This is a genomic window from Parendozoicomonas sp. 209JJ7-1 (genome assembly GCF_058147085.1).
Genome location: NZ_JBYVJU010000017.1, coordinates 75,561 through 98,601, shown reverse-complemented (window position 1 = coordinate 98,601; position 23,041 = coordinate 75,561). Strand labels below are relative to the sequence as shown.

At 48.8% G+C, this 23,041-nt stretch carries 19 protein-coding genes; 8 read left to right on the top strand and 11 right to left on the bottom strand.

Annotation, left to right across the window (positions count from 1 at the left end; translation table 11 throughout):
• Positions 1 to 48: 48 nt before the first annotated feature.
• The 8 genes from ACY2RQ_RS16295 to gap all read right to left on the bottom strand — a co-directional run bounded on the left by ACY2RQ_RS16295 (position 49) and on the right by gap (position 9,527).
• On the bottom strand, positions 49 to 264 hold the full coding sequence (locus tag ACY2RQ_RS16295; protein WP_490114051.1) for a hypothetical protein: 216 nt from the start codon (positions 262 to 264) through the stop codon (positions 49 to 51).
• Between the two features lie 81 nt (positions 265 to 345).
• Positions 346 to 1,281, bottom strand: a complete 936-nt coding sequence (locus ACY2RQ_RS16290; RefSeq protein ID WP_490114050.1) for a glycosyltransferase family 2 protein — start codon at positions 1,279 to 1,281, stop codon at positions 346 to 348.
• The gene (gene murJ / locus ACY2RQ_RS16285; RefSeq protein ID WP_490114049.1) at positions 1,278 to 2,786 is read right to left on the bottom strand and encodes a murein biosynthesis integral membrane protein MurJ; all 1,509 of its coding nucleotides are present in this window, start codon (positions 2,784 to 2,786) and stop codon (positions 1,278 to 1,280) included. Before murJ ends, ACY2RQ_RS16290 begins: the two co-directional genes overlap by 4 nt.
• A gap of 146 nt (positions 2,787 to 2,932) precedes the next feature.
• Positions 2,933 to 4,219, bottom strand: coding sequence for a Vi polysaccharide biosynthesis UDP-N-acetylglucosamine C-6 dehydrogenase TviB (tviB, locus tag ACY2RQ_RS16280; RefSeq protein WP_490114048.1), 1,287 nt, complete (start codon positions 4,217 to 4,219; stop codon positions 2,933 to 2,935).
• Between the two features lie 107 nt (positions 4,220 to 4,326).
• A complete protein-coding gene (locus tag ACY2RQ_RS16275) occupies positions 4,327 to 5,334 on the bottom strand; it encodes an NAD-dependent epimerase (protein ID WP_490114047.1) in 1,008 nt (335 codons plus the stop codon).
• Positions 5,335 to 5,379: 45 nt separating this feature from the next.
• Positions 5,380 to 6,549 carry a nucleotide sugar dehydrogenase gene (locus ACY2RQ_RS16270; protein WP_490114046.1) on the bottom strand — a complete coding sequence of 390 codons (1,170 nt, stop codon included), beginning with the start codon at positions 6,547 to 6,549 and terminating at the stop codon, positions 5,380 to 5,382.
• 346 nt (positions 6,550 to 6,895) lie between these two features.
• Positions 6,896 to 8,317, bottom strand: a complete 1,422-nt coding sequence (gene pyk, locus ACY2RQ_RS16265) for a pyruvate kinase (protein ID WP_490114045.1) — start codon at positions 8,315 to 8,317, stop codon at positions 6,896 to 6,898.
• Between the two features lie 172 nt (positions 8,318 to 8,489).
• A complete protein-coding gene (gap, locus tag ACY2RQ_RS16260) occupies positions 8,490 to 9,527 on the bottom strand; it encodes a type I glyceraldehyde-3-phosphate dehydrogenase (RefSeq protein WP_490114044.1) in 1,038 nt (345 codons plus the stop codon).
• A gap of 888 nt (positions 9,528 to 10,415) precedes the next feature.
• Here gap and ACY2RQ_RS16255 point away from each other — a divergent pair.
• Entirely contained in the window at positions 10,416 to 10,823 is a 408-nt protein-coding gene (locus ACY2RQ_RS16255; RefSeq protein ID WP_490114043.1) for a hypothetical protein, read from the top strand.
• Positions 10,824 to 10,915: 92 nt separating this feature from the next.
• Here ACY2RQ_RS16255 and eno read toward each other — a convergent pair whose 3' ends face one another.
• Positions 10,916 to 12,202, bottom strand: coding sequence for a phosphopyruvate hydratase (gene eno / locus ACY2RQ_RS16250; RefSeq protein WP_490114042.1), 1,287 nt, complete (start codon positions 12,200 to 12,202; stop codon positions 10,916 to 10,918).
• 378 nt (positions 12,203 to 12,580) lie between these two features.
• Between eno and ACY2RQ_RS16245 the strand changes: the two genes are divergently transcribed.
• Positions 12,581 to 13,402, top strand: a complete 822-nt coding sequence (locus ACY2RQ_RS16245) for a GntR family transcriptional regulator (RefSeq protein ID WP_490114041.1) — start codon at positions 12,581 to 12,583, stop codon at positions 13,400 to 13,402.
• Between the two features lie 4 nt (positions 13,403 to 13,406).
• On the opposite strand, the gene ACY2RQ_RS16240 is transcribed toward ACY2RQ_RS16245, so the two are convergent.
• Complete coding sequence (locus ACY2RQ_RS16240) at positions 13,407 to 14,969, bottom strand: AbgT family transporter (RefSeq protein WP_490114040.1); 1,563 nt, start codon at positions 14,967 to 14,969, stop codon at positions 13,407 to 13,409.
• Positions 14,970 to 15,105: 136 nt separating this feature from the next.
• On the opposite strand from ACY2RQ_RS16240, the gene ACY2RQ_RS16235 reads away from it, so the two are divergent.
• Positions 15,106 to 15,996: a DMT family transporter gene (locus ACY2RQ_RS16235; protein WP_490114039.1), complete on the top strand. Its 891-nt coding sequence runs from the start codon at positions 15,106 to 15,108 to the stop codon at positions 15,994 to 15,996.
• Positions 15,997 to 16,042: 46 nt separating this feature from the next.
• On the opposite strand, the gene ACY2RQ_RS16230 is transcribed toward ACY2RQ_RS16235, so the two are convergent.
• Positions 16,043 to 17,362 (bottom strand): DEAD/DEAH box helicase, encoded by a 1,320-nt coding sequence (locus tag ACY2RQ_RS16230; RefSeq protein ID WP_490114038.1) that lies wholly within the window; start codon positions 17,360 to 17,362, stop codon positions 16,043 to 16,045.
• Positions 17,363 to 17,602: 240 nt separating this feature from the next.
• Between ACY2RQ_RS16230 and ACY2RQ_RS16225 the strand changes: the two genes are divergently transcribed.
• The 5 genes from ACY2RQ_RS16225 (at position 17,603) to hemH (ending at position 23,000) form a co-directional block, all read left to right on the top strand.
• Positions 17,603 to 18,235 carry an NTP transferase domain-containing protein gene (locus tag ACY2RQ_RS16225; protein ID WP_490114037.1) on the top strand — a complete coding sequence of 211 codons (633 nt, stop codon included), beginning with the start codon at positions 17,603 to 17,605 and terminating at the stop codon, positions 18,233 to 18,235.
• 159 nt (positions 18,236 to 18,394) lie between these two features.
• Complete coding sequence (guaD, locus tag ACY2RQ_RS16220; protein WP_490114036.1) at positions 18,395 to 19,714, top strand: guanine deaminase; 1,320 nt, start codon at positions 18,395 to 18,397, stop codon at positions 19,712 to 19,714.
• 39 nt (positions 19,715 to 19,753) lie between these two features.
• Positions 19,754 to 20,629, top strand: coding sequence for a GNAT family N-acetyltransferase (locus tag ACY2RQ_RS16215; protein ID WP_490114035.1), 876 nt, complete (start codon positions 19,754 to 19,756; stop codon positions 20,627 to 20,629).
• 131 nt (positions 20,630 to 20,760) lie between these two features.
• Positions 20,761 to 21,957, top strand: a complete 1,197-nt coding sequence (gene nhaA / locus ACY2RQ_RS16210) for a Na+/H+ antiporter NhaA (RefSeq protein ID WP_490114034.1) — start codon at positions 20,761 to 20,763, stop codon at positions 21,955 to 21,957.
• Between the two features lie 8 nt (positions 21,958 to 21,965).
• Complete coding sequence (gene hemH / locus ACY2RQ_RS16205) at positions 21,966 to 23,000, top strand: ferrochelatase (RefSeq protein WP_490114033.1); 1,035 nt, start codon at positions 21,966 to 21,968, stop codon at positions 22,998 to 23,000.
• The last annotated feature ends 41 nt before the right edge of the window (positions 23,001 to 23,041 follow it).

The window sequence follows — 23,041 nt, the reverse complement described above, 5'->3', positions numbered from 1 at the left end:
GGCCAGTTAAATATGAGCAGTTACACTCAATCAGGAGTTTATTTTCTCCTAAATCAGGAGTTTATTTTCTCCTAGTGGTACTTCTACATCAGGCGGAAAGCTGTTATCAAAACTCCTGCCACGGTGCTCAGGTACAGAAAATGGTACTATGGCAAGAGATATCGGCATCTTTCCCCAATAAGGCATATAGACGGCATCAAACTCATCAGGGGAAGTAAAGTACGATGTGTTATCGTCACGAATTGCCAAAGAGGCTTCGATCATCTTTTGTTAAGCCCAGGCGTTATCGGTAAGACTCTGTCTCTATCTGCACCTGCGGGATAAATTGTTCGCCTTGTTTTCTCATCAATTTATCCGTTTCAAGAAAATCCATTTTCTGATTTGTATGGGTAGAACTAATGCTAACAATAGAAATACGGATTTGGTTTTTATTACGCTCTTTCCATATCGAAATGCCAAAAACAAATCCGGAATGGCTCGGTAGCCAGTAGCCGATAAAGCCAGATACATTCCCCTGTAGAATCGATATTTCCCCAGTTGACAGGGGCAATGTTCCAACCATGTGGATTGGTGCTCGGAAATCAATTCTTCAGTCGCTGCTGCCATACTAGCGGCTCGATGGATAGTGGAATGAGCCCCCGTCAGGTTATCACCACTTTGGGTGTGGTAGATACGAGCTGGCCGGTTAATCATTAGGGCTGGCCGGTTAATCATTAGGGCTGTTCGATGTTTGAGAATTCGCCAGTGGCGCAAAGCTTCAAGGCCATTGTAGGTTGGCCATGCAGAAATCCCTATAACATCACTCCGGTAAATTGGGAAAAATTCACCCCAAATTTTTTGCCCGCACACATGATCCAGATAATCGGTTTCAAGGCGATCGGCAAGTAAGTGATACAAGCCTGCTTTTCCCTCGCTATCGGCCACAGTAAATGCCACCCAAGCAATTTCAGGGCGAGTTTCTCTGATCTCATCCAACATCTCTTTTAAGGTATCTTCTTTGAAGAGCTCATCATCACTGTCCAGATAAATTACATAATCGGCTTTGATTTTTTTGTCACCACAATTACGTGCACCGTTAACACCGGTATTGTTCTGCCAGATGTAAGTAATACGTGGGTCAGCAAAGCCATCGACAACCTGTCGAGTGTTATCGGTCGATCCATCATCAACGATGATCCACTGAAAATCCCGCTCAGTTTGCTCACGTAGGCTTTTCCAAACTCGTGGAAGCAAATGCCCCCTATTATATGTAGGCGTAATAATAGAAACAGCAGGATTCATGTATGAGCTCCAAGTCGAACAATGCGTTTCATAGTTGCTTTGATCAAACTTTGCTCATATCCGTGATAAGCCAACCCTATACAAAGCATTGTTCCACCAATCATAAAAGCTGCAAGAAGGAGGGAGGGAATGCCCAACTGCACACTAATAGGCAAACCATTGAAAACAGATAACATTAATAATAACCCTGCTGCGTTCCAGCCCAACCACCGGAAATGCCTACCATATTCGATAGCAAAACCTATCTGCTTTGTACTGATCAATCCGGTCATCATCATTACCCAATAACTGATCGATGTGGCCATCGCCACCCCGAATAACCCCCACTCCAAACCAAATAAAAACCATATGTTAAGAATGACATTCGTGACCAATCCCAATACTGTTCGCCGCACCATCAAGCCAACTTTTTTCTCTACCTGAAAAACCTGATCCAACGAACCAATTAAAAACAGGGGTAAAATCATCCAAGCGTAAGCGATAATTGCTTCAGTAACTCTCGCCGTATCAGCCACTGTAAATAACCCTCGCTCCAACATCACCTGAACCATGCTCTGCCCAGCGATGAGCATAAAAGTTGTGGAGCCTACTCCGAGGTAAATAACTATAGATATAAGGTCATTCAGTCGCACATTCTTTTTACTGATTTCATTTTGCTCTGCAAATACTGTTATAAATGAACCGCTCAGGGAAATTAATACGGGAAACAAACTGATCAGGGTAAAGCCATAAGCTAATGCTGCGATAGCACCTTCAGGTAAGAACGAAACAAACATCCTGTCTACCAGCACATAAACATAATGCGCTCCCTGCAAAATAAAAAGCCCTGGAGCCATGTTCAATGCATTACGTACATATGGAGAGAAGGGGTTACCGAGTGGAAAAATAAACCGCCGTGTTTTATATAGAAGAAATAGAAAAGACGCAGTAACACCTACACTGAATGACCAGAGCAAAACGTGGCTGTCTTCTTTATAAAGCCAAACACAAACAAGCACCGCAAGAGCCGTAAGAGCCTCAGCCTGATAGAATGGTGAAAAATTGCGTATTGCGCGTAACACCGCCCCCATCAATCGCAATGGAATATAAAACAGAATAACGGGAATCAACCAGGGTATTGCTTCGGCTAGTAGTTGACGGCGCTCCTGCTCGAAACCAATGGCAGTTGCTGCAACACCATACCTGCCGAAATACAAGAAGATAGCAAGTAGAAGTGACCCCACCAGAGTAAGAGTGAACATTCCCGAAGCAATGTAACGGAAATTTTCATGCTGGTTTTCCTGACTCGCACGAACCATACTAGGGACGGCAACTACATCAATCATGCCCGCCCAAGAAAACACCAACACTCCAAGGAAAGCAACTCCCATGTAAAAAACATCAAGCTGGGCGCTCAAGCCAATAGCAGCAGCAATGACAAGATGTTTTGCAAATCCTGCTAATCGATCAACCCCTTTCCAGAGCACGGACGAAGCAATTGATTTCAAAAAAGACTCAGATTCCATGATCGGTTACTACCTCACCCACCATTTTGTGGACCAGTTAGAATCATCTGTGTAGATGCAACAATTGATTCTACAATTAACGGTAAACATCAAGGTTCGAGGTTCGATACGCTTTACATTTTGTAGTATTTCGTAACTGTTCACGGTTACAATCTTAAATCCGATTCATTTGCTCCAAAAACGTACTTAAGGTCATACAGTACGTGCACCGGCTTGCCTAGAGCGTGAATGGCAGCGGAGTCCATTTCCTTGAATTGTTGGTGAGCAACAGATATGAGGATAGCGTCGTATCCCTCATCCTCTCCTTCTAAACATGCGGGTAGAGATGTGAGCGGAAAGACTCCATACTCATTCTGAGCCTCCTCAACATCCACCCAGGGGTCATAAATATCGACCTTGCAGTTGTAGTCTTGTAATTCAGCAATGATATCAACCACACGGGTATTTCGCAGGTCGGGGCAGTTTTCCTTGAAAGCGAGCCCCATGACGAGCACACGCGCACCTTCAACCTGAATGCGCCGCTTCATCATAGCTTTAATCAACTGCGATACTGCATAAGCACCCATACCATCGTTCAAGCGTCGACCTGCCAAGATGATTTCTGAGTGATGCCCAATGGCCTGGGCTTTGTGGGTTAGGTAATACGGGTCAACACCAATACAGTGACCACCCACTAAGCCTGGCCGAAAAGGTAGAAAATTCCATTTACTACCAGCGGCATTAAGAACAGCTTCAGTGTCGATACCCATTTTGTTGAAAATGATAGCCAACTCGTTGATAAGCGCGATATTGAGATCACGCTGAGTGTTTTCAATGACTTTTGCTGCCTCGGCTACTTTTATACTCTCCGCCTTATGCGTCCCAACAGTGATGATTTCGCTGTACAGTGCATCAATAAGTTCGGCAATTTCAGGGGTCGAGCCTGATGTGACCTTTTTAATGGTAGTTATGCGGTGCTCCTTGTCACCGGGATTAATGCGTTCTGGACTGTAACCACAGAAGAAACCCTGGTTGTACTTGAGACCAGACTGCTCCTCCAGTACAGGTACGCAATCTTCTTCTGTAGCTCCTGGATAAACGGTAGACTCGTATATTACGATATCCCCTTCCTTGAGCACCTTACCTACTATTTCAGTAGCTTTGATCAATGGAGTTAAATTTGGACGTTTATGTTCGTCTATTGGCGTGGGGACAGTAACGATATAACAGTTACAGGAGCTCAGGTCATTAATATCAGTGGCATAGACCAGATGCTTCGCAGCCTGCAAATCTTGAGTTGTGGTTTCCAGTGTTATATCGTTGCCTGACTTAAGCTCGTCAATTCGTTTCTGATTGATATCGAATCCAATAACAGGCCTGTATCGCCCAAACTCAACTGCGAGAGGCAATCCAACATAACCTAACCCTATGACTGCGAGCTGAATATTTTTCAAATGCTTGTTCAATTCTTATACTCTTTTCTGAAGTCAGCTTAAGCTGGATTCAAGCAAAACTTGATCTTTTAAAATCCTTGATCCTGACTTCTTCGTGATCAAAAAATTCACAATCGATAGTACTGTTTGAACCATGACACAAACGTGGCCACACCTTGTTCCACTGGTGTATTTGGCTGATAGTGGAGCTGTTTGAAAAGGTCATCAACATTGGCCCAGGTATCTGGCACATCACCAGGCTGCAATGGAAGGAGATTCATCTCAGTTTTTTTCCCCAGCGCTTTCTCCAGTGCACCAATATATTTCATAAGCTCAACGGGTTGATTATTTCCGATATTGTATACACGCCAGGGAGCCTTGCTGGTTCCTGGGTCAGGCTGATTGCTGTTCCAGTCTGGGTTATTGGACGCAGGTTTATCCAACACGCGTATCACGCCTTCAACAATATCGTCGATATAAGTGAAGTCTCGACGATGTTTGCCATAGTTAAAAACGTCTATCGGTTCACCTGCCAGAATAGCCTTGGTGAATTTGAACAACGCCATATCTGGGCGCCCCCAGGGACCGTAAACAGTAAAAAATCGCAATCCAGTAGTGGGTAAATTGTAAAGATGGCTATAGGTATGCGCCATTAACTCATTAGATTTTTTGCTGGCAGCGTAAAGACTGAGTGGGTGATCAACGTTTTGATGGATAGAGAAAGGGATGGCCGTGTTGGCACCATAAACACTTGAGCTACTGGCATAAACCAAATGCTCGACGTCGTTATGGCGGCAACCCTCAAGGATGTGCGCAAAGCCAACGATATTACTGTCAATATAGGCTAGCGGGTTTTCTATGGAGTAACGCACACCAGCTTGAGCAGCGAGGTTTACAACACGTTGCGGTTTATGGGACTGGAAGCATTCTTCTATCGCTTTGCGATCAGCAAGATCAATGCGCAGATGTGTATAGCCTGGATGATCAGCGAAGCGTGCCAGACGAGCTTCTTTTATTGCTGGATCATAGTAATCGTTATGGTTATCAAGCCCAATAACAGTGTCGCCACGATCCAGTAGGCGAAGTACGAGTGCAGAGCCGATAAAACCGGCTGCGCCTGTAACAAGCACTTTCATGAATATTTTCCTTGCTGACTTTGTAAATTCATACCGCTTTTTAGTTTACGAGTCACAGCCAAACAGATCCCGGGTAAAAACCTTAACTTCGACATCTTCGAGTTCCGGTGTTTTTCTATTAGCAATAATCAGATCAGCCTGCTGCTTAAAATTATCAATGTCGTTAACTACTTCAGAGTGAAAGAATTCAGCATCATCAAGTACCGGTTCATAAATAACCACATCTATTCCCTTGGCTTTAATTCGTTTCATGATGCCCTGTATAGATGAAGCACGGAAATTGTCCGAGCCTGATTTCATAACAAGGCGATATATACCTACAACCTTTGGATTCATGCGAATTACTGAATCGGCAATAAAATCTTTGCGCGTTGTATTCGCCTCTACGACGGCCTGGATTAAATTTTGTGGTACATCTCGATAGTTTGCCAGTAGCTGCTTGGTATCTTTGGGCAGGCAGTACCCCCCATAACCGAAGGATGGGTTGTTGTAGTGACTGCCAATACGGGGATCCAGACCGACCCCTTCTATAATCTGCTGTGAATCTAGGCCGTGAGTAGCAGCATAAGTGTCCAATTCATTGAAGTAAGCCACTCGCAAAGCAAGATATGTATTTGAGAATAACTTAACGGCCTCTGCTTCAGTACTATTGGTAAAGAGCACGGGAATGCTCGTTTTTACAGCGCCTTTAATCAGTAAATTTGCGAACTGTCTTGCTCGATCGGTTTTCTCTCCGACAATAACCCTGGAAGGATAGAGATTGTCATGCAGAGCTTTTCCTTCACGAAGGAACTCAGGAGAAAATATTATATTTTCACAGCAAAATTTTTCTTTGATTTGTTGTGTAAACCCTACTGGCACAGTTGATTTTATCACCATCACCGCATCAGGGTTAATACTCAGCACATCTTGAATAACTGACTCAACACTTTTTGTATTAAAATAGTTTGTCTCTGGGTCATAGTCCGTTGGCGTAGCGATTATTATAAAATCCGCTTTCTCATATGCATTCTGCTTATCAAGTGTTGCACGAAAATTCAGTTCTTTACTTTCAAGAAATTCTTCTATTTCAGCATCTGCAATTGGTGATTGCTTATTGTTAAGCAATGCAACTTTTTCTTCCACAATATCAAGAGCAACAACCTCATTATGCTGAGCCAACAGCATGGCGTTGGAAAGCCCTACGTAACCTGTTCCCGCTATAGCAATCTTCATTCGTCAACCATACTGTATAATTTTCAGCTCATACTCTCGCTGAAAAGCAGCTCTCCAATCGTTCGCGCGTTTGTGCGATACCAAAACATAGCAAGTGCCTGAGTCATGGAAGATTGTGCCCCCTGCCCCCTCATGACATTTCCCTATCACGCTACCGCCCTTCAGCTCACACCCTCACTGAAAAGCAAAAATCTCATTTGTTAAAATTGTCCCTTGCAGCCAGTTTCTTATGATATCGGCAATAGAAAAACACAAGAGTCATAAAAATATAGAGGGGGATTTTACCGGAAGAATAAGCTATAAGCACGGAATAAAACCGTGCTTAAATGAGGCAAAAAATACTGCTCTACACCGTCAGAATCTGCAAAACATTTGTATTCCCCTGACTACTCCCCTTAGTCAGCAGCACCTTGTCACCTTTCTTCAGCTCTCCAGTTTCTACCACCTTGGCCAAAGCTTTCTCTTCAACATCAGGGCTGTCACTGGCAATATCAAACGGCAGACAATGCACCCCCCGATACAGCGCCAACCTGCGTCCAATGCCCTCCCTCCGGCTCAAAGCAAAAATAGGAAGCGCAGAATTAATACGTGACATCCACAGCGCAGTCTGACCCGATTTACTCAGGCAGATAATGGCCTTCACTCCAGACTGGTGATTCGCAGCATACATAGCCGCCATAGCAATGGTTTCATCCGTGCGTTCAAATATCATATCAATCCGGTGCTGGGATACCTTCGCCACCGGATTCATCTCCGCTCCCTTGGTAATACGTACCATAGCTTCAACCACTCCGTGAGGACAATGGCCAGTTGCCGTTTCTGCGGAGAGCATCACTGCATCCGTACCATCAAGCACCGCATTGGCCACATCAAAAACTTCGGCCCGGGTTGGCAGAGAGTTTTCGATCATTGATTCCATCATTTGAGTAGCTGTAATTACCGGGCGATTCAACTTACGAGCCATCTGAATCATATTCTTCTGTACGCCCACCAGTTCGGCATCACCAATCTCTACACCCAAGTCTCCCCTGGCAACCATAATGGCATCGGAGGCAGCAATCACCTCTTCCAGCTTACTCAGATCATTAACAACTTCTGCACGCTCAATTTTCGAGAGAATTGCCGCATGACCACCGGCTATCTCCATCAGCTTGCGAGCCTCATCAAGATCTTCCTTGCAGCGCACAAAAGAAACTGCGAGATAATCCACATTAATAGCCGCAGCCGTTTTAATATCAGTCTTATCTTTATCAGTCAGCGCAGGAGCGGAGAGTCCGCCTCCCTGAAGGTTTATCCCTTTATTATTAGAGAGAATGCCCCCAGTCAGTACTTTGCAGCGAATCTGCGGGCCATCAATACTTTCTACCTGCAGGCTTAATCTCCCATCATCCAGTAACAACACATCACCGGGTTTACAATCATTGGGCAGCCCTTTATAGGCAATGCCTACAGAACGGCTGGTTCCTTCATCCCGTTCAAGATCCGCATCCAGGGTGAAGAATTCACCTGGAACCAGATTCACTTTGCCTTCTTTAAAGCGTGCGATGCGAATCTTCGGCCCCTGCAGGTCCCCGAGAATAGCCACATTGCGCTTCTGCTCAGCCGCTATCTCCCTTACCAGATTTGCTCTGTTGATATGATCTTCCGGCTCGCCATGGGAAAAGTTCATTCGCACCACATCAACTCCGGCTGCAACCAGTTTTTCCAGAGCTTCGCGGGATTCACTGGCAGGTCCGAGGGTGGCAACAATCTTTGTACGTCTCAACATAATACTGTTCCGGAAGGACGGTTTGGCAGGGGAATGTCAGTATAGGGGAAGCAACTTTCCCCATACTGATATTCCCTTAAATAAAAAGAGGGGGAAAGCATGGATAAACCATCTCTCCCCCTTCATCACATCAACCTTGGATGTTGCTTACAGCATAACTCAGGTAAAACTGTCAGGTGTTCATCAGAGCCCTGGCGGTATCCAGCATACGGCAGGAGAAGCCCCACTCGTTATCATACCAGCTCATAACTTTTACCAGGCGACCCTGTACACGGGTCTGGGTTGCGTCAAAGTTGGATGAGAAGGCGCTGTGGTTAAAGTCCATGGATACCAGCGGCTGGGTATTAATTGCCAGCACTTTTTTCATAGCGTCGCTGGACACAGCGGCGGCGGCAATAATCTCGTTCACCTCTTCAACGGTGGTATCCCGACTGGCAATAAAGCTCAAGTCTACCAATGATACGTTAGCTGTCGGCACACGAACGGCCATACCGTCAAACTTGCCTTTCAGCTCAGGAACAACCAGTCCTACAGCGGCAGCAGCACCGGTTTTGGTGGGAATCATATTCAAAGCCGCCGCGCGGGCACGGTACAGGTCAGTATGATAAACGTCAGTCAGCACCTGATCGTTGGTATAAGCATGAATAGTGGTCATCATACCTGAAGTGATACCCAGCGCATCATTCAGGGGCTTGGCGATAGGCGCCAGGCAGTTCGTGGTGCAGGATGCGTTGGAGATCACGGTCATATCTTTGGTAATGGTGTCTTCGTTCACGCCAAACACCACTGTACCATCGACCTGCTGGCCGGGAGCGGAAATAATAACCTTGCTCGCTCCAGCGTCCAGATGGGCCTGGCAAGCCTCCTTGGTGCGGAACACGCCGGTACATTCAAACACCACATCGACTTTCAGGTCAGACCAGGGTAGGGAAGCGGGGTTACGCTCAGACAAAACCTTAATCTCATCACCATTCACGAACAACGCGCCGTCGCCAGCTTCTACCTGAGCATCGAAACGTCCGTGTACGGTATCGTACCTGGTCAGGTGAGTATTGATTCTGGCGTCACCCAGATCATTAATCGCAACAATCTTGAATTCGCTGGTTCTTCCGCTCTCGTACAGGGCGCGCAGAACATTCCGGCCAATGCGGCCATAACCATTAATGGCGATACGGATCATTTTCAAACTCTCACTATCCAGTTCGTTCATTGCGGGTCCGCTCCACGGACCCGGTACAGTATTGACACGCTATGACTCTGGGACTGCCCTGCTCACTAGAGGCTCCGGCCTGCCCTTCTCCTCTGGCGACTGAAACAATAACGGTCTAATCATCAGAAATCGGCATTTCCATAGAATTCATCAGCTGGCTCTCGCCACGCTTTATCTATCTACATCTATTATCTACCTATCTATCTACCTATCTATCTATCTATCTACCTACCTATCTATCTACCTATCTATCTACCTATCTATCTATCTACCTATCTATCTATCTACCTATCTACCTATCTACCTATCTATCTACATCTATTATCTACCTATCTACCACCAGCCAAAGCCACTCAATGACCAGCCAGCGGTTAGTGTAGTCGTGAGCCACCAGCCCTTCCGGATTTCCGTATTTATTCGGAGAAACCTGCGGACCAGTCCGGTGAAGTAATGGTATTACATTGGTACACATTTTCTATTGATGCGCATCAAGACCAATACCAATTCACAACCCCAGCACTGACAGCTTATTTACTTATACTGAATGAAAATGAAGAGGAAATTTCAATGGAAGGACCCGGCCGGGCAGGTCCCACACACCCTGTAACCCATCACAACCATTCATTACAAGGTGATAACACACAAAATCCGGGCCGGTTCAAAGGCAAGAAGGTCACATCTTCTCGGGGGAAAAGCTATACAAACCTTTTGTCCCGTTTGTTACTGCGTACCAGCAAAAGCCAAACAACATCAGGCAAACCTATATCGAACCGAAAGACAGCGTTCCTGTCACCATCAACCGTTGCTGTCAAAATACCTCGTCCAACCCAGGTTTATGCTTCTTCCATTCCACAAGGTCTGAAGCAACTCCGGCAGGAAAACAAAGCAATGGAGAAACTTGCCGACCTCCCTCCTGTGCCAACTCACACCCCCGGGGAAAAAGCCGGGAAAAAGAGCAAATCCCACACGGCGCAGACCAGCCCTCTGCCTCTCTCTCCCAAAGCCCTGCTGCAACAGGTCACTGAAGCCAAAACTATCCCTGAGCTGGTGAAGCTTTGGGATCATCTTATATCCGCGCCAGTAAAAAGCAGCATGAGCCTTCAGGACCAGTTTATGATCAAAGGGCGTTTTCCCGGGCGGCTGAACATGATCAGCAAAAACCCGACCCAGGCCAATATGATTACGGAAAAAATGCTACTGGTGATGATTCCCGACAAAAGTCTGAGAAAAAATATTTCCGGGCAGATTAAAGACAGGCAGTTGCTAGACCGCGTGAACAAATTTAAAAACAGTTAACACAATTGGCAGATATACCATACAAAAAACAGCCGCCACCCCGAAAAAGGCAACGGCTTTTTAATAAAGAGAACTCAAATAAAGCGTAATGCTTACTTGAACTCGCTCATGCCACGGTAGGGAGCCTTGGCACCCAGCTTTTCCTCAATACGCAGCAGCTGGTTGTACTTGGCAACACGGTCGGAACGGCACAGGGAACCAGTCTTGATCTGGCCAGCCGCAGTACCTACAGCCAGGTCAGCGATAGTGGCGTCTTCGGTTTCACCGGAACGATGGGAGATAACCGCCGTATAACCTGCATCCTTGGCCATTTTGATCGCGTCCAGGGTTTCGGACAGAGTACCAATCTGGTTCAGCTTGATCAGGATAGAGTTGGCAATACCCTTATCAATACCTTCCTTCAGAATTTTGGTGTTGGTTACGAACAGGTCATCACCAACAATCTGGATCTTGTCCCCCAGAAGCCTGGTCTGGTAAGCGAAGCCATCCCAGTCAGATTCATCCAGACCATCTTCAATAGAGATAATCGGATACTCTTCGGTCAGCCTGGCCAGATAATCGGAAAACGCGTTGGCGTTAAAAACCTTGCCTTCACCCTTCAGGTTGTACTCACCGTTCTCGTAGAACTCGGAAGCGGCGCAGTCCAGGGCCAGGGTCACATCAGTGCCCAGCTTGTAACCGGCATTTTCAACAGCTTCCTTGATAACAGCCAGAGCATCAGCGTTAGACGCCAGATTAGGGGCAAAACCACCTTCATCACCAACAGCGGTGTTCAGGCCTTTGGCAGATAGAACCTTTTTCAGGTTGTGGAAGATTTCCGCGCCAATTCGCAGGGCTTCACCGAAAGTCTTGGCACCAACGGGCTGTACCATAAACTCCTGGATATCCACGTTATTGTCGGCGTGCTCACCGCCGTTGAGGATATTCATCATGGGAACAGGCATGCTGAACTGACCGGAAGTACCGTTCAGGTCAGCAATATGCTGGTACAGGGGAATGTTCTTGGCATTCGCAGCAGCCTTGGCGGCCGCCAGGGAGATAGCCAAAATAGCGTTCGCACCGAACTGGCTCTTGTTCTCAGTGCCGTCCAGATCAATCATCTTGCTGTCCAGGCCACGCTGGTCAGCCGCATCAAAGCCGATCAGGGCTTCACGAAGAGGCCCGTTGATAAAGCCAACGGCTTTCAGAACGCCCTTGCCCAGGTAGCGTGACTTGTCGCCGTCACGGAGTTCCAGAGCTTCACGGGAACCGGTAGACGCGCCGGAAGGGGCGCAGGCCCGGCCCCAGTGGCCGTTTTCCAGCTTAACGTCCGCCTCTACAGTCGGGTTACCACGGGAATCAAGGACCTCACGGCCACGGATTTCTACGATCTTGGTCATCAGTCGTCTCCAGTCGTTTACTGCCCTGACTCTGCCTGCCGTCTGGTTCGCCAAAGCTTCTCTCCAAAGCTAAAGGCCGAATCAGTATGGATGGTCATGTCGAAAAAATCAGGAAAATCACACTCACGGGAAAATTCTGCGCAGGATAATACCTATAATGGTTGCGTCATGCACCCTGACGACACATTCTTCCAGTGGTCCAATTGACAAATATCAACAGATGCGGACATTTCAGCCCCTCTGTTAAGGGATAAAACAGAATACCCAGTAAAAATTGATATTATTCAACCAATACCAATACAGGAACATTCCCAGTGTGGTCAATGCTCCTCAACAGCCGGCGTTCCTAAACAGTTTAAGCACCATCAATTAATTGCCATGATTACCAGTCAAGATACCTCTGAGAGCCTTACCGACCATGAAAGTTCCTCCACAGCCTTCAGCTCTCAGAGTCTCTCCCTGGGCAGTCTGACAAAGCGCATTTTCGGAGAACCTGACTCCCTGAAAGACAACGCCACACCTCTGTATATGCAATTGCAAAGCCTGATTCAGCAGGCCATCACCAACAACACTCTCCAGAAGGGAGCGGCCCTGCCCGCTGAACGGGAAATTGCCCAGTACATGAAAGTCTCCCGGGTCACGGTAAAGAGAGCCATCAGCGAACTGGTCACAGAGGGGCTGCTGACCCAGCGACAGGGAGCCGGTACCTTTGTGGCAGAAAGGATGGTTCATAAACTGGATCGTCTCAACAGTTTTTCTGAAGTCATTGAGTCCGTCGACAAACACCCCGATTCCCTCTGGATTGAACGGGGCATAGGCCTGGCCAATAAAGATGAGCAGGCCCGCCTGGAACTTCCCAATGGTTCAGAAGTCGTCAGGATGTTTCGGGTAAGAATGGCGGACGAGACCCCGGTGGCCCTGGAATACGCCGTCGTTCCCCGCAAATACCTGGACACCCCCTTTGAAGTGACCGGCTCTCTGTACGAAGCCCTGGCAAAAGCCGGGTGTCGTCCAGTGAAGGCTATCCAGAAACTGCGCGCTGTTGCCCTGGAAAAAAACTATGCGGATTACCTGAATATTGCACCCGGAAGCCCGGTGATTGTGATGGAACGCCGGGGGCTTCTGGCTAACAATGTTCCCGTAGAGTACAGCCGCTCCCATTTCCTGGGAGATACTTTTGAATTTGTTGCAGAAGTTTGAAACGCTAAAACCCGAATGGCCAGCCCATAGTGAAAAACAACACCAGCAGCCCGGACCAAAGCAACAGATACACGACTGCATAGGGCCACATTATGGCGATCAGGTCACCCGGCGACAGGCTCGGGCTGTATCTGCGCATAAACGACAGCACAACACCCGCATAAGCCATCATTGGTGTTACGATATTAGTGGAAGAGTCAGCAACACGAAAAGCAGCGGCAACAATATCCGGCGTCATAGCACTATTTACCTGGTACAATATGGGCACAAAAACTGGCCCCATCAGCATCCATTTAGACGTCAATCCACCTACAAAAAGATTTATCATCGCCGTTGTCAGCACAAACCCCAGCAACAGTAACAAGACGGGGCAGGACTGCAACCCCAACGCCTGCAGGGCGCTGGCACCCAGCCAGGTAATCCAGATTCCCATTCCGCTATAGGACAACAGCGACAAAAAGTTGTAACAGAAAAACGTCAGAACCAGAATATATCCCATATTATTCATCTGCCGGGCCATAGCCCTGACCACATCGTCCGGGCTGAAAAACCGGCCAGTACCCGCACCAAAAAACAGGCCAGTAATGCCAAATACCAGCGCAATCAACAGAATCACATTATCCAGCCAGGGTACTACTTTCCGCCCACCCGGCTCATAATAGGAAGCCAGGGGGCCGGCAATCAGCCAGAGAATCATTGCAATTCCAATGAACAGGCCGGCAAGCGCCCAGCACAAGCCGGTATTATCCCGATTAGAAAACTCAAACGCTTTCTTACTTTCCCCGTTATCGAAAGTCTGCCAGGGCTTTTTCGCCAACCTTGGCCCCACAATCAATACCGTGACCAGACCACCGGCAACTGTCAGAAGAAAAGTGGATAAAAAAATGAACCAGTAATGCATGGTCGCCGGTGTTAAAGGCGTGCCGTCCGCGCGGGCAAAGGGGATCCCCTGGGTTTCTGCAAAAATCCTGGCATTCATGCCAATCAGCACATCAATGGGTGTAGCGGGAATAATGTTGGCGCTAAAGCCCGCGGACACACCGGCAAATGCCGCCGTCATACCCACCAGAGGGTGTTTCCCCACGCCCGCATACAACATTCCAGCCAGGGGCACCAGAATCAGGTAGCCCGCATCACTGGCAAGGCTACTGATGATTCCCAGAAACACCAGCAGCATAGGCAGCCAGCGCTCACTCAGGCGCAGCCCTATTCTCTTAATCAGCGTAACCAGCAGTCCACTCTCTTCAGCCACCCCTACACCCAGCATTACCACGAGGATGACTCCCAATACCCCATGGCCGAATGCCAGCCAGTTCTGCAGCAGGGCATTATCAAATATCCAGCGGATACCGTCGTAAGAGAGCATATTGCGGATACTGTGCTGAACCTCTTCGCCATCGGCTCCTGGCGTTGAGAAAGACGTACCGGACAGAGCAGAAGAAAACAGAGTGCAAAGAATAAAAAGCGTGATGAAGATAATCACCGGATCAGGAATACTGGTCCCCACCCGTTCCATAATTGTTCTGCGGGACTGGCCGGCAGTCGCCACAGGGGAGGCTGTGGACATAACCACTATCACCGTTTACATCACGGAAACCGTTACAGTGTAGCAGCAGCGCTTTTTTCTATCTTTCCCTTGACCTGCCCCCCTTCCTGAAAGAAAGTGGATCACTCACCAAAATAGAATACGAATAAAGACAGTTTTGTTACAAACACACTACCTGAAAAGCCACCTTCTGGTTCTTCTGGCAACTGTTCTGGTGGCTGGTTCCTTCCTCGCGTCAGACAGGCTCGCGGGCATTATTAACCCAATCTCTCTGACACTGCTGCGTTTTGTTGGCGCTGCATTGCTTCTTATGCCCCTGGTTTTGTACAAAAAAGACTGGCGCAACCGGATATTGCCAACCATGCCCAGAGCCTTGGTTATCAGCCTGTTTTATGCTCTGTTCTTTATCTGCCTGTTTGAAGCCTTAAAAACAACAACGGCCCTGAATACAGGTACGCTGTACACTCTGGTACCTTTTACCACCGCCATTCTGAGCCTGATCGCCTTTCGACAGAGCATTAACCTGAAACAGGTGACGGTCTATATCATCGGCGCAGCAGGAACAGCCTGGGTCATATTCAGTGGTGATATCGGAGATATGATGTCCTTCAACCTGAACGACGGGGACTTTATATTCCTGGTCGGGGCCATGGCTATGTGTTGCTACTCCGTGGGGATGAAGTTCCTGTACAGAAACGACCCAATGACTGTACTGGTTTTCTGTATTCTCACTGGGGGTTCACTGTGGATGTCCCTTGCTCTCTTAGTGACAGGCCTGCCTCTGAACTGGCATATGATCCAGAGTGAAGCCTTCTACAATATGTCCTACCTTATTGTGGCTGCAACACTTGTTACGTCTTCCCTGTTCCAGAAAACAACGGTTTCACTCGGCCCCAACCGGGTCATGGCTTATGTTTACCTGAATCCGGCAGCAATTGCCCTTCTGCTGTTGTTTATCGACAAAGTATCCATTCCCGATATTGTTATCCCCGGAATTATTATTTCGTCACTGGCGACAATAATTCTTCAGAGCAAACAGGCTGTATAAAGCTGATATAAGAGCGAGGGGTAAGTCTTCCAGAAGACACATATCGTCAGCTTGAACGGCGGGTTCTGCCAGCACCAGAGTTTTTGCTCCTCGCAGGTTTTGATCGGGGTTTGGGAGAAAAACCGGCTTTTTTCTGGCTGCCTGAGCGCTGACTATCCCTGTGTCCGGGCGTGGGTTTCTTAGGCTTTTTAGGCTTAACTGGCCGTAAATCAAGGCGGGATTCCGGAACAATATGAACAGGCTCAAAACCATCCATCAAACGACGCTCCAGCAGCTTTTTGGTAAGTCGCTCTATATCAGACAACAGTTTAAACTCATCGGCACATACAAGAGAAATGGCTGTTCCCGTTGCTCCGGCACGGCCTGTTCTGCCAATACGGTGGACATAATCCTCAGCGACCTGGGGCAGGTCAAAGTTCACCACCTGGGGTAACTGGTCTATATCCAGGCCACGGGCGGCAATATCCGTGGCCACCAGAACATTGACTCCACCACTTTTAAAATCTGCCAGCGCCCGTGTTCGTGCTCCCTGGCTTTTATTACCGTGGATAGCCGCCGCAGAAATGCCATATCCATCCAGGTAACGAGCCAGCTTGTTGGCACCATGCTTGGTTTTGCAGAAAACCAGAACCTGCTCCCAGCGGTTACTGGTAATCAGCTTCATCAGCATGGCTGGTTTTTTTTTCTTATCTACTGGGTAAACCCACTGCTTCACCGTTTTGGCCGCCGCATTGCGGGGGGTAACAGAAATCTCAACAGGGTCATGGACAATGGTTTTGGCCAGGCTGCGAATGTCGTCAGAGAAGGTGGCGGAAAACATCAGGTTCTGGCGTTTCTTCGGCAGAAGGGTAAGAATTCTGCGAATATCGTGGATAAAGCCCATATCCAGCATGCGATCCGCTTCATCCAGCACCAGCACTTCCAGCTTTTTAAAATTCACCGCATTCTGGTTATACAGATCGATCAAGCGCCCCGGTGTTGCGACAAGTACATCCGCTCCCCGGCGCAGTCGCATCATCTGGGGATTAATCTTTACTCCGCCATAAACGACAGCGGAAGTCAGCGGCATATGTTCACCATAAGCGTGCACACTTTCGCCCACCTGGATCGCCAGTTCCCGGGTTGGTGTCAGAACCAGAGCACGGGCACTGTTGCCTTTTGCCTTTTGCCCCCTGGACAGAATTTCCAGCAGAGGCAGGGTAAAGCCAGCGGTTTTACCGGTCCCCGTCTGGGCTGCGGCCATAACATCCTTACCTTGCAAAACTGCCGGTATCGCCTGAGCCTGGATGGGTGAAGGGGTTGTATAACCTTTTTCTTCAACCGCTTTAACTATGGGGAGAGATAAGCCCAGGGAAGCAAAGCTCATAAAGTCATGTCGCCTGTTTTACATAAAAAGAGTTTACCCACCCGCAGGCGGCGATGCAGCTTACAGGATGCGGGAAAGGAGCGCCATTCACGGATACTCCTTAATAGGAATTACTTCAAATGGGCTTTCTCACCGATCAGGGTAGTCTTTCCACTGGCTCCGATGAGGGCGATAATGCGTTCCTGCACTGACACCAGAGACAGAACTCAGCAATTAAGACCAGAATGAAAGAGTTAATTTATGGATATCCAGCGGCATTCCCCTTCTGCAGATTCTGAGGCTGCTGGCAGCAGCCCGAATACAGACTGTGTAGTGCTGGCTGCGGGTCTGTCATCACGGATGGGGCAATGGAAGATGCAATTGCCCCTGGGCGACCAGACCCTCGGGCTGCGGACAATTCTTGATCACAGCCTCCACAACGCCCTGTCCTTCTGTCGGAGGGTGATACTGGTCACCGGCTACAGGGGCGAGGAGCTGGCTGAACGTTACCGGAACCGGGAAGATATCTGCCTGGTGTACAACCCGGACTACCAACAGGGCCTGACCAGCTCCGTTTTGTGTGGTTTAGCGGAAGTCACTTCTGATTTTGCCTTTATCACCCACGGCGATATGCCGTTTTTGCACAGGGACATTTTTTCCCGGGTCTGGCAATCCCGAGGCCAGAGTGCAGTTTTTCCTGCTTTTAACGGCCAGCATGGCCACCCGGTATTAGTACCTGCCACGATGATCCCGGAACTGTTAAATGCAGATCGTACCGGTTCCATGAAACAGCTGCTAAGAAAGAACTGTATTCATGTTTCAGTGACCTTCCCCGAAATCACCCGGGATATAGATACTCCCGAGGCTTACCTTGCCGAAAATCCTGGCCAATAACGCCTGGTTAATAACAAGACACCAGGCTCACATGGTATTGATGAGTACTTATTAAATAAGGTCCAGCAACGCCTTAAACGCACAACTACACTGACAATTCCTGGGAAAAGCCCAGTATCCGGGTTTCTCTGTTAACGACTGCAGATTAAAGAGTCATTGATGATAAGTGACACCGTCCAGTCCGTCGCCATACGCGGTAATCTGCTGGATTTTGATAGTATTGTCAGCAACCCGAAAGATCTTGATAAGCACCTGCGTTATACCGAAGATGGCCTGCTGCTCATTGAAAACGGCCATATCAAATGGCGGAGACGCTGGGCTGATAGCCAGCACCTGATTACTCCCGCAACAAAAATACACGACTACAGAAACCGGCTGGTTATGCCTGGTTTTATCGATACCCATATCCATTTCCCGCAATTGGAAATAATCGGCTCCTGCGGTGAACAGCTGATGGAGTGGCTAAATACCTACACTTTCCCCACAGAAACCAAGTACGTGGACAAATCCTATGCCCGGGATATGGCCAGTATCTTCCTGCAGACACTGTTACGTCATGGCACAACAACCGCCCTGGTATTCTGCACTGTGCACCCCCAATCGGCCGAAGCCCTGTTTGAAGAAGCTGAACAGCTGAACATGCGTCTTATCGCCGGCAAGGTGATTATGGATCGCAACGCTCCGGATGCTCTGCTGGATACTCCGAAAAGCTGTTACACCCAGTGCCGGAACCTGATTGAAACATGGCACAACCGTGGTCGCCAGAGTTATGCTCTTCTGCCCCGCTTCGCTCCCACTTCAACCCGGGAACAACTGGAGCAGATTCAGCGTTTGCAGGAAGAATATCCCAACTGCCACATGCAGACCCACCTGGCGGAAAATCTGGATGAATGCGCCTGGGTAAAAGAATTGTTCCCGGAACGTCGCAGTTATCTTGATGTTTACCATTATTATAATCTGACCGGCCCCCGCAGCACCTTTGCCCACGCCATCCACTTGGATGACGAAGACTTCCGGGTTATGGAAGAAACTGGCTCCGGCATTGTATTCTGCCCGACCTCAAATATGTTCCTGGGCAGCGGACTGTTCCGCTTGCGCAAAGCCCAGGAACACAACCTGCGGGTTGGCCTGGCCACAGATGTTGGCGCAGGTACCAGCTTCAGCATTCTCCAGACCCTGAACGAAGCCTACAAGGTGATGCGGCTGCAGGGTGACAGACTGCCCCCTTATGAAGGTTTTTACATGGCCACCATGGGCAATGCCCACATTCTCAACCTTGAAGACAAACTGGGTAACTTTGACCCAGGCAAAGAAGCCGACTTCATTGTTCTGTCGCCAAGCGCAACGCCTCTGGAAAAAATACGTATGGAAAATACCCGCACCCTTGAAGAACGACTGTTTGTCCTGATGACCCTTGGCGATGACCGCAATATTTATCGTACCTGGGTCGCCGGCAAACCCATGGTCATAGAGAATTAAACGACACCAATCCACCTCCAACAGAAAACCCTCACAACTATGTCTGGCACACTATCCGATCCACACATCACCATTCATCCTGTCACCCCGGAAGAGGCCGTCATAATGATCAGCCTGGCCGCCAAAGAGGGCTGGAACCCAGGGAGACATGACGCAGCCACCTATCTCGCGGTAAATCCTGCAGGTCTTCTCTGCATTCATAAGGATGGAGAAACAGCGGGCTTTGGTTCTATAATGATCTACGACGATCTCTATGCCTTCTTCGGACTGTATATGATGCTTGAGAAGTATCGTGGTCAGGGGCTGGGCATGACATTAACACGCAGTTGCCTCAAGATAGCCGACAACCGTTGCATTGGCCTGGACGGTGTTTCACAAAATATCGAAATGTACTCCCGTATCGGCTTTCAGCCCTCTTTTGCCGTGGTACGTCACCATATTGGCCGGCAGAGCTGTTCCCAGAAAAAGAAAAACCAGGATCATATATCCATTATTCCCCTGGAACAGATCGACCCTGAAACTCTTACTACCTTTGATAACCAGTTCTTTCCCGCCCGTCGAGAAGCCTTTCTCAGCATCTGGTGTTCACAACCAGATGCCATCGCCCTGGCTGCATTAAAAAACGGAACGCTTGCCGGTTATATCGTTGTTCGCCCCTGTCTTACGGGCAGCAAAATCGGCCCTCTTTTTGCCGAAGACTCACATACAGCAGAGAAATTATTGCTAACCGCAATGGTTAATACAGAGAGATTCCCTCTCTTTATCGACATTCCCGAAACAAATCCACACGCCCTATCTTTGACCAATAAATTCGGCATGCACAAAACCAGCAAACTCATTCGCATGCATACTGCACCATATAAGAACATAAATGCTCACGGGATATACGGAGTGACCAGCGCTGAAACCGGATAGGCCTTTTCACTTCAGTTTCCCTTCAAAAATGAAACCGCTATTGATATGGTCTAAGGCTCTACCGAAGCAGAGCTTCTTACTACCTGTATAGAACAACGTATTTCTACAGTCACCGGGACGTTTTTATCCACATGGTTAACGCGATACAGAATTTTCTGCACAAAGATACATCAGTAGGTTTTTTACTGATTGGTGCAGCAGCGCTGGCAATGCTGTTTGCAAACACGCCCCTTAATACCCTCTATGACATGCTGCTCTCCGTGCCGATTACCGTGGCCATTGGTGCGCTGGAAATTTCCAAGCCCATGCTGCTGTGGATTAATGATGGCCTGATGGCGCTGTTCTTCCTGTTGATCGGACTGGAAGTGAAAAGGGAATTTATCTCCGGAGAGCTTTCTACCCGCAGCCAGGTTGTACTGCCTTCCGTCGCGGCCGTTGGCGGAATGGTGGTCCCGGCGCTGGTTTATGTAGCCCTGAACTATGACAACCCTATCGCTATCAAGGGCTGGGCCATTCCATCCGCCACGGATATTGCCTTCTCCCTTGGGGTTCTGGCCCTGCTGGGCTCCCGGGTTCCCCCGGCGGTAAAAATATTCCTGATGGCTCTGGCTATTATAGACGACCTTGGTGCCATTATTATTATTGCTCTGTTCTACACCTCAGACCTGTCCACAATTTCCATTGCACTGGCATCGGCCTGCCTCGTGGTGTTGATTCTGCTGAACCGTTTTGGCGTCACCCGGCTCGGACCTTACATGCTTGTGGGCGTGATTATGTGGACCTGTGTACTCAAGTCCGGCGTACACGCCACCCTGGCTGGAGTGGCCCTGGCCTTTACCATTCCCCTGCGGGCCCTGGACGATGAAGGACATTCTCCCCTCAAGCACCTGGAACATAAACTCCATGGCTGGGTGAACTTTTTTATCCTGCCGGTATTTGCCTTTGCCAACGCCGGTGTTGCCCTGAGTGTTGCTCAGGTTCAGGGACTGGTGGACCCAAGCCCCCTTGGTGTTATTCTTGGTCTTTTTGTTGGTAAGCAGATTGGCGTTTTCCTATTTACCTGGGTCACCATCAAACTTGGCTACGCCAAATTGCCAACCGATACCAACTGGCAACATATATATGGCGTAGCCATTCTCTGTGGCATCGGCTTTACCATGAGCCTGTTTATCGGCTCCCTGGCCTTTGAAAACGTGGGAACCGAATACCTGATCGCCGACCGTGCCGGTATACTCGTAGGCTCTTTCCTCTCTGCCGTGGTAGGCTACTTTGTTCTGCAGAGTATTCCGCCAAAAGCAGCCACTGAAACAGCCACTCATAAAAACTAAGGATACGCATGAAGGGCAGAGCGGTACTTCTGGTTAATCTTGGCTCACCGGACTCCACTTCCGTTGAGGATGTTCGCCGTTACCTGAACCAGTTTTTGATGGACCCCCACGTTATCGACCTGCCCTGGCCCCTGCGGCGGTTACTGGTGAGCGCATTTGTTCTGCCAGTTCGCCCGGCCAAATCTGCGGAAGCCTATGCCAGTATCTGGAGAACTGAAGGTTCACCACTCAAAGTGATCAGCCAGTCCCTGGCTGATCAGGTGGCACAGCAGACCGAATTGCCTGTCGCCCTTGCCATGCGTTATGGGCAACCTTCTATGGAACAGGAGATGTTGAAAATTTCCCAAATGGAAGGTATCGACGAAATCCTGCTGCTACCTCTTTACCCCCATTACGCCATGTCATCGGTGAAAACCTGTCTGGTGGAAGCCCGGAGAATTATGGATGAACACAAGCTGCCCCAGCGCCTGACTGTTCATCCGGTGTTTTATCAACACGAAGAGTACATCAGCAATCTGGTCAACAGTGCTGCCCCCTGGCTGGAGGTGCTGAAGAGCGGAGAGTGGGATCACCTGCTGTTCAGCTACCACGGCGTGCCTGAAAGGCATATCCGCAAGGATGACCCGACAGGCAACCACTGTCTGACACCTGACTGCTGTAACCGCCCGTCTGAAGCCCATAAAACCTGCTACAGACACCAAGTGTTTGCCACCACCAAAGCTTTTGTGGAACAGGCCCAACTTCCTGAAGATAAATGGAGCCTGGCGTTCCAGTCCCGACTGGGTAAAGCCAAATGGCTGGAACCGGCCACAGACCAGACTGTCAGGGAACTGGCGGCTAAGGGGGTAAAAAAACTTCTGGTAATTTGCCCGGCCTTTACCGTGGACTGCCTGGAAACCCTCGAAGAAATTGGCATGCAGGCTAAAGAAGATTTTGAGGCCCATGGTGGCGAAGAGCTGAAACTGATCCCCTGCCTGAACGATAGCAGACAATGGGCAGCTACAATCGCCCGCTGGGCTGAAATCCAGTCATCAGCGCAGTAGAACTTGAACTTACAGGGTTTGACCAACTTGCTGGATTCAAG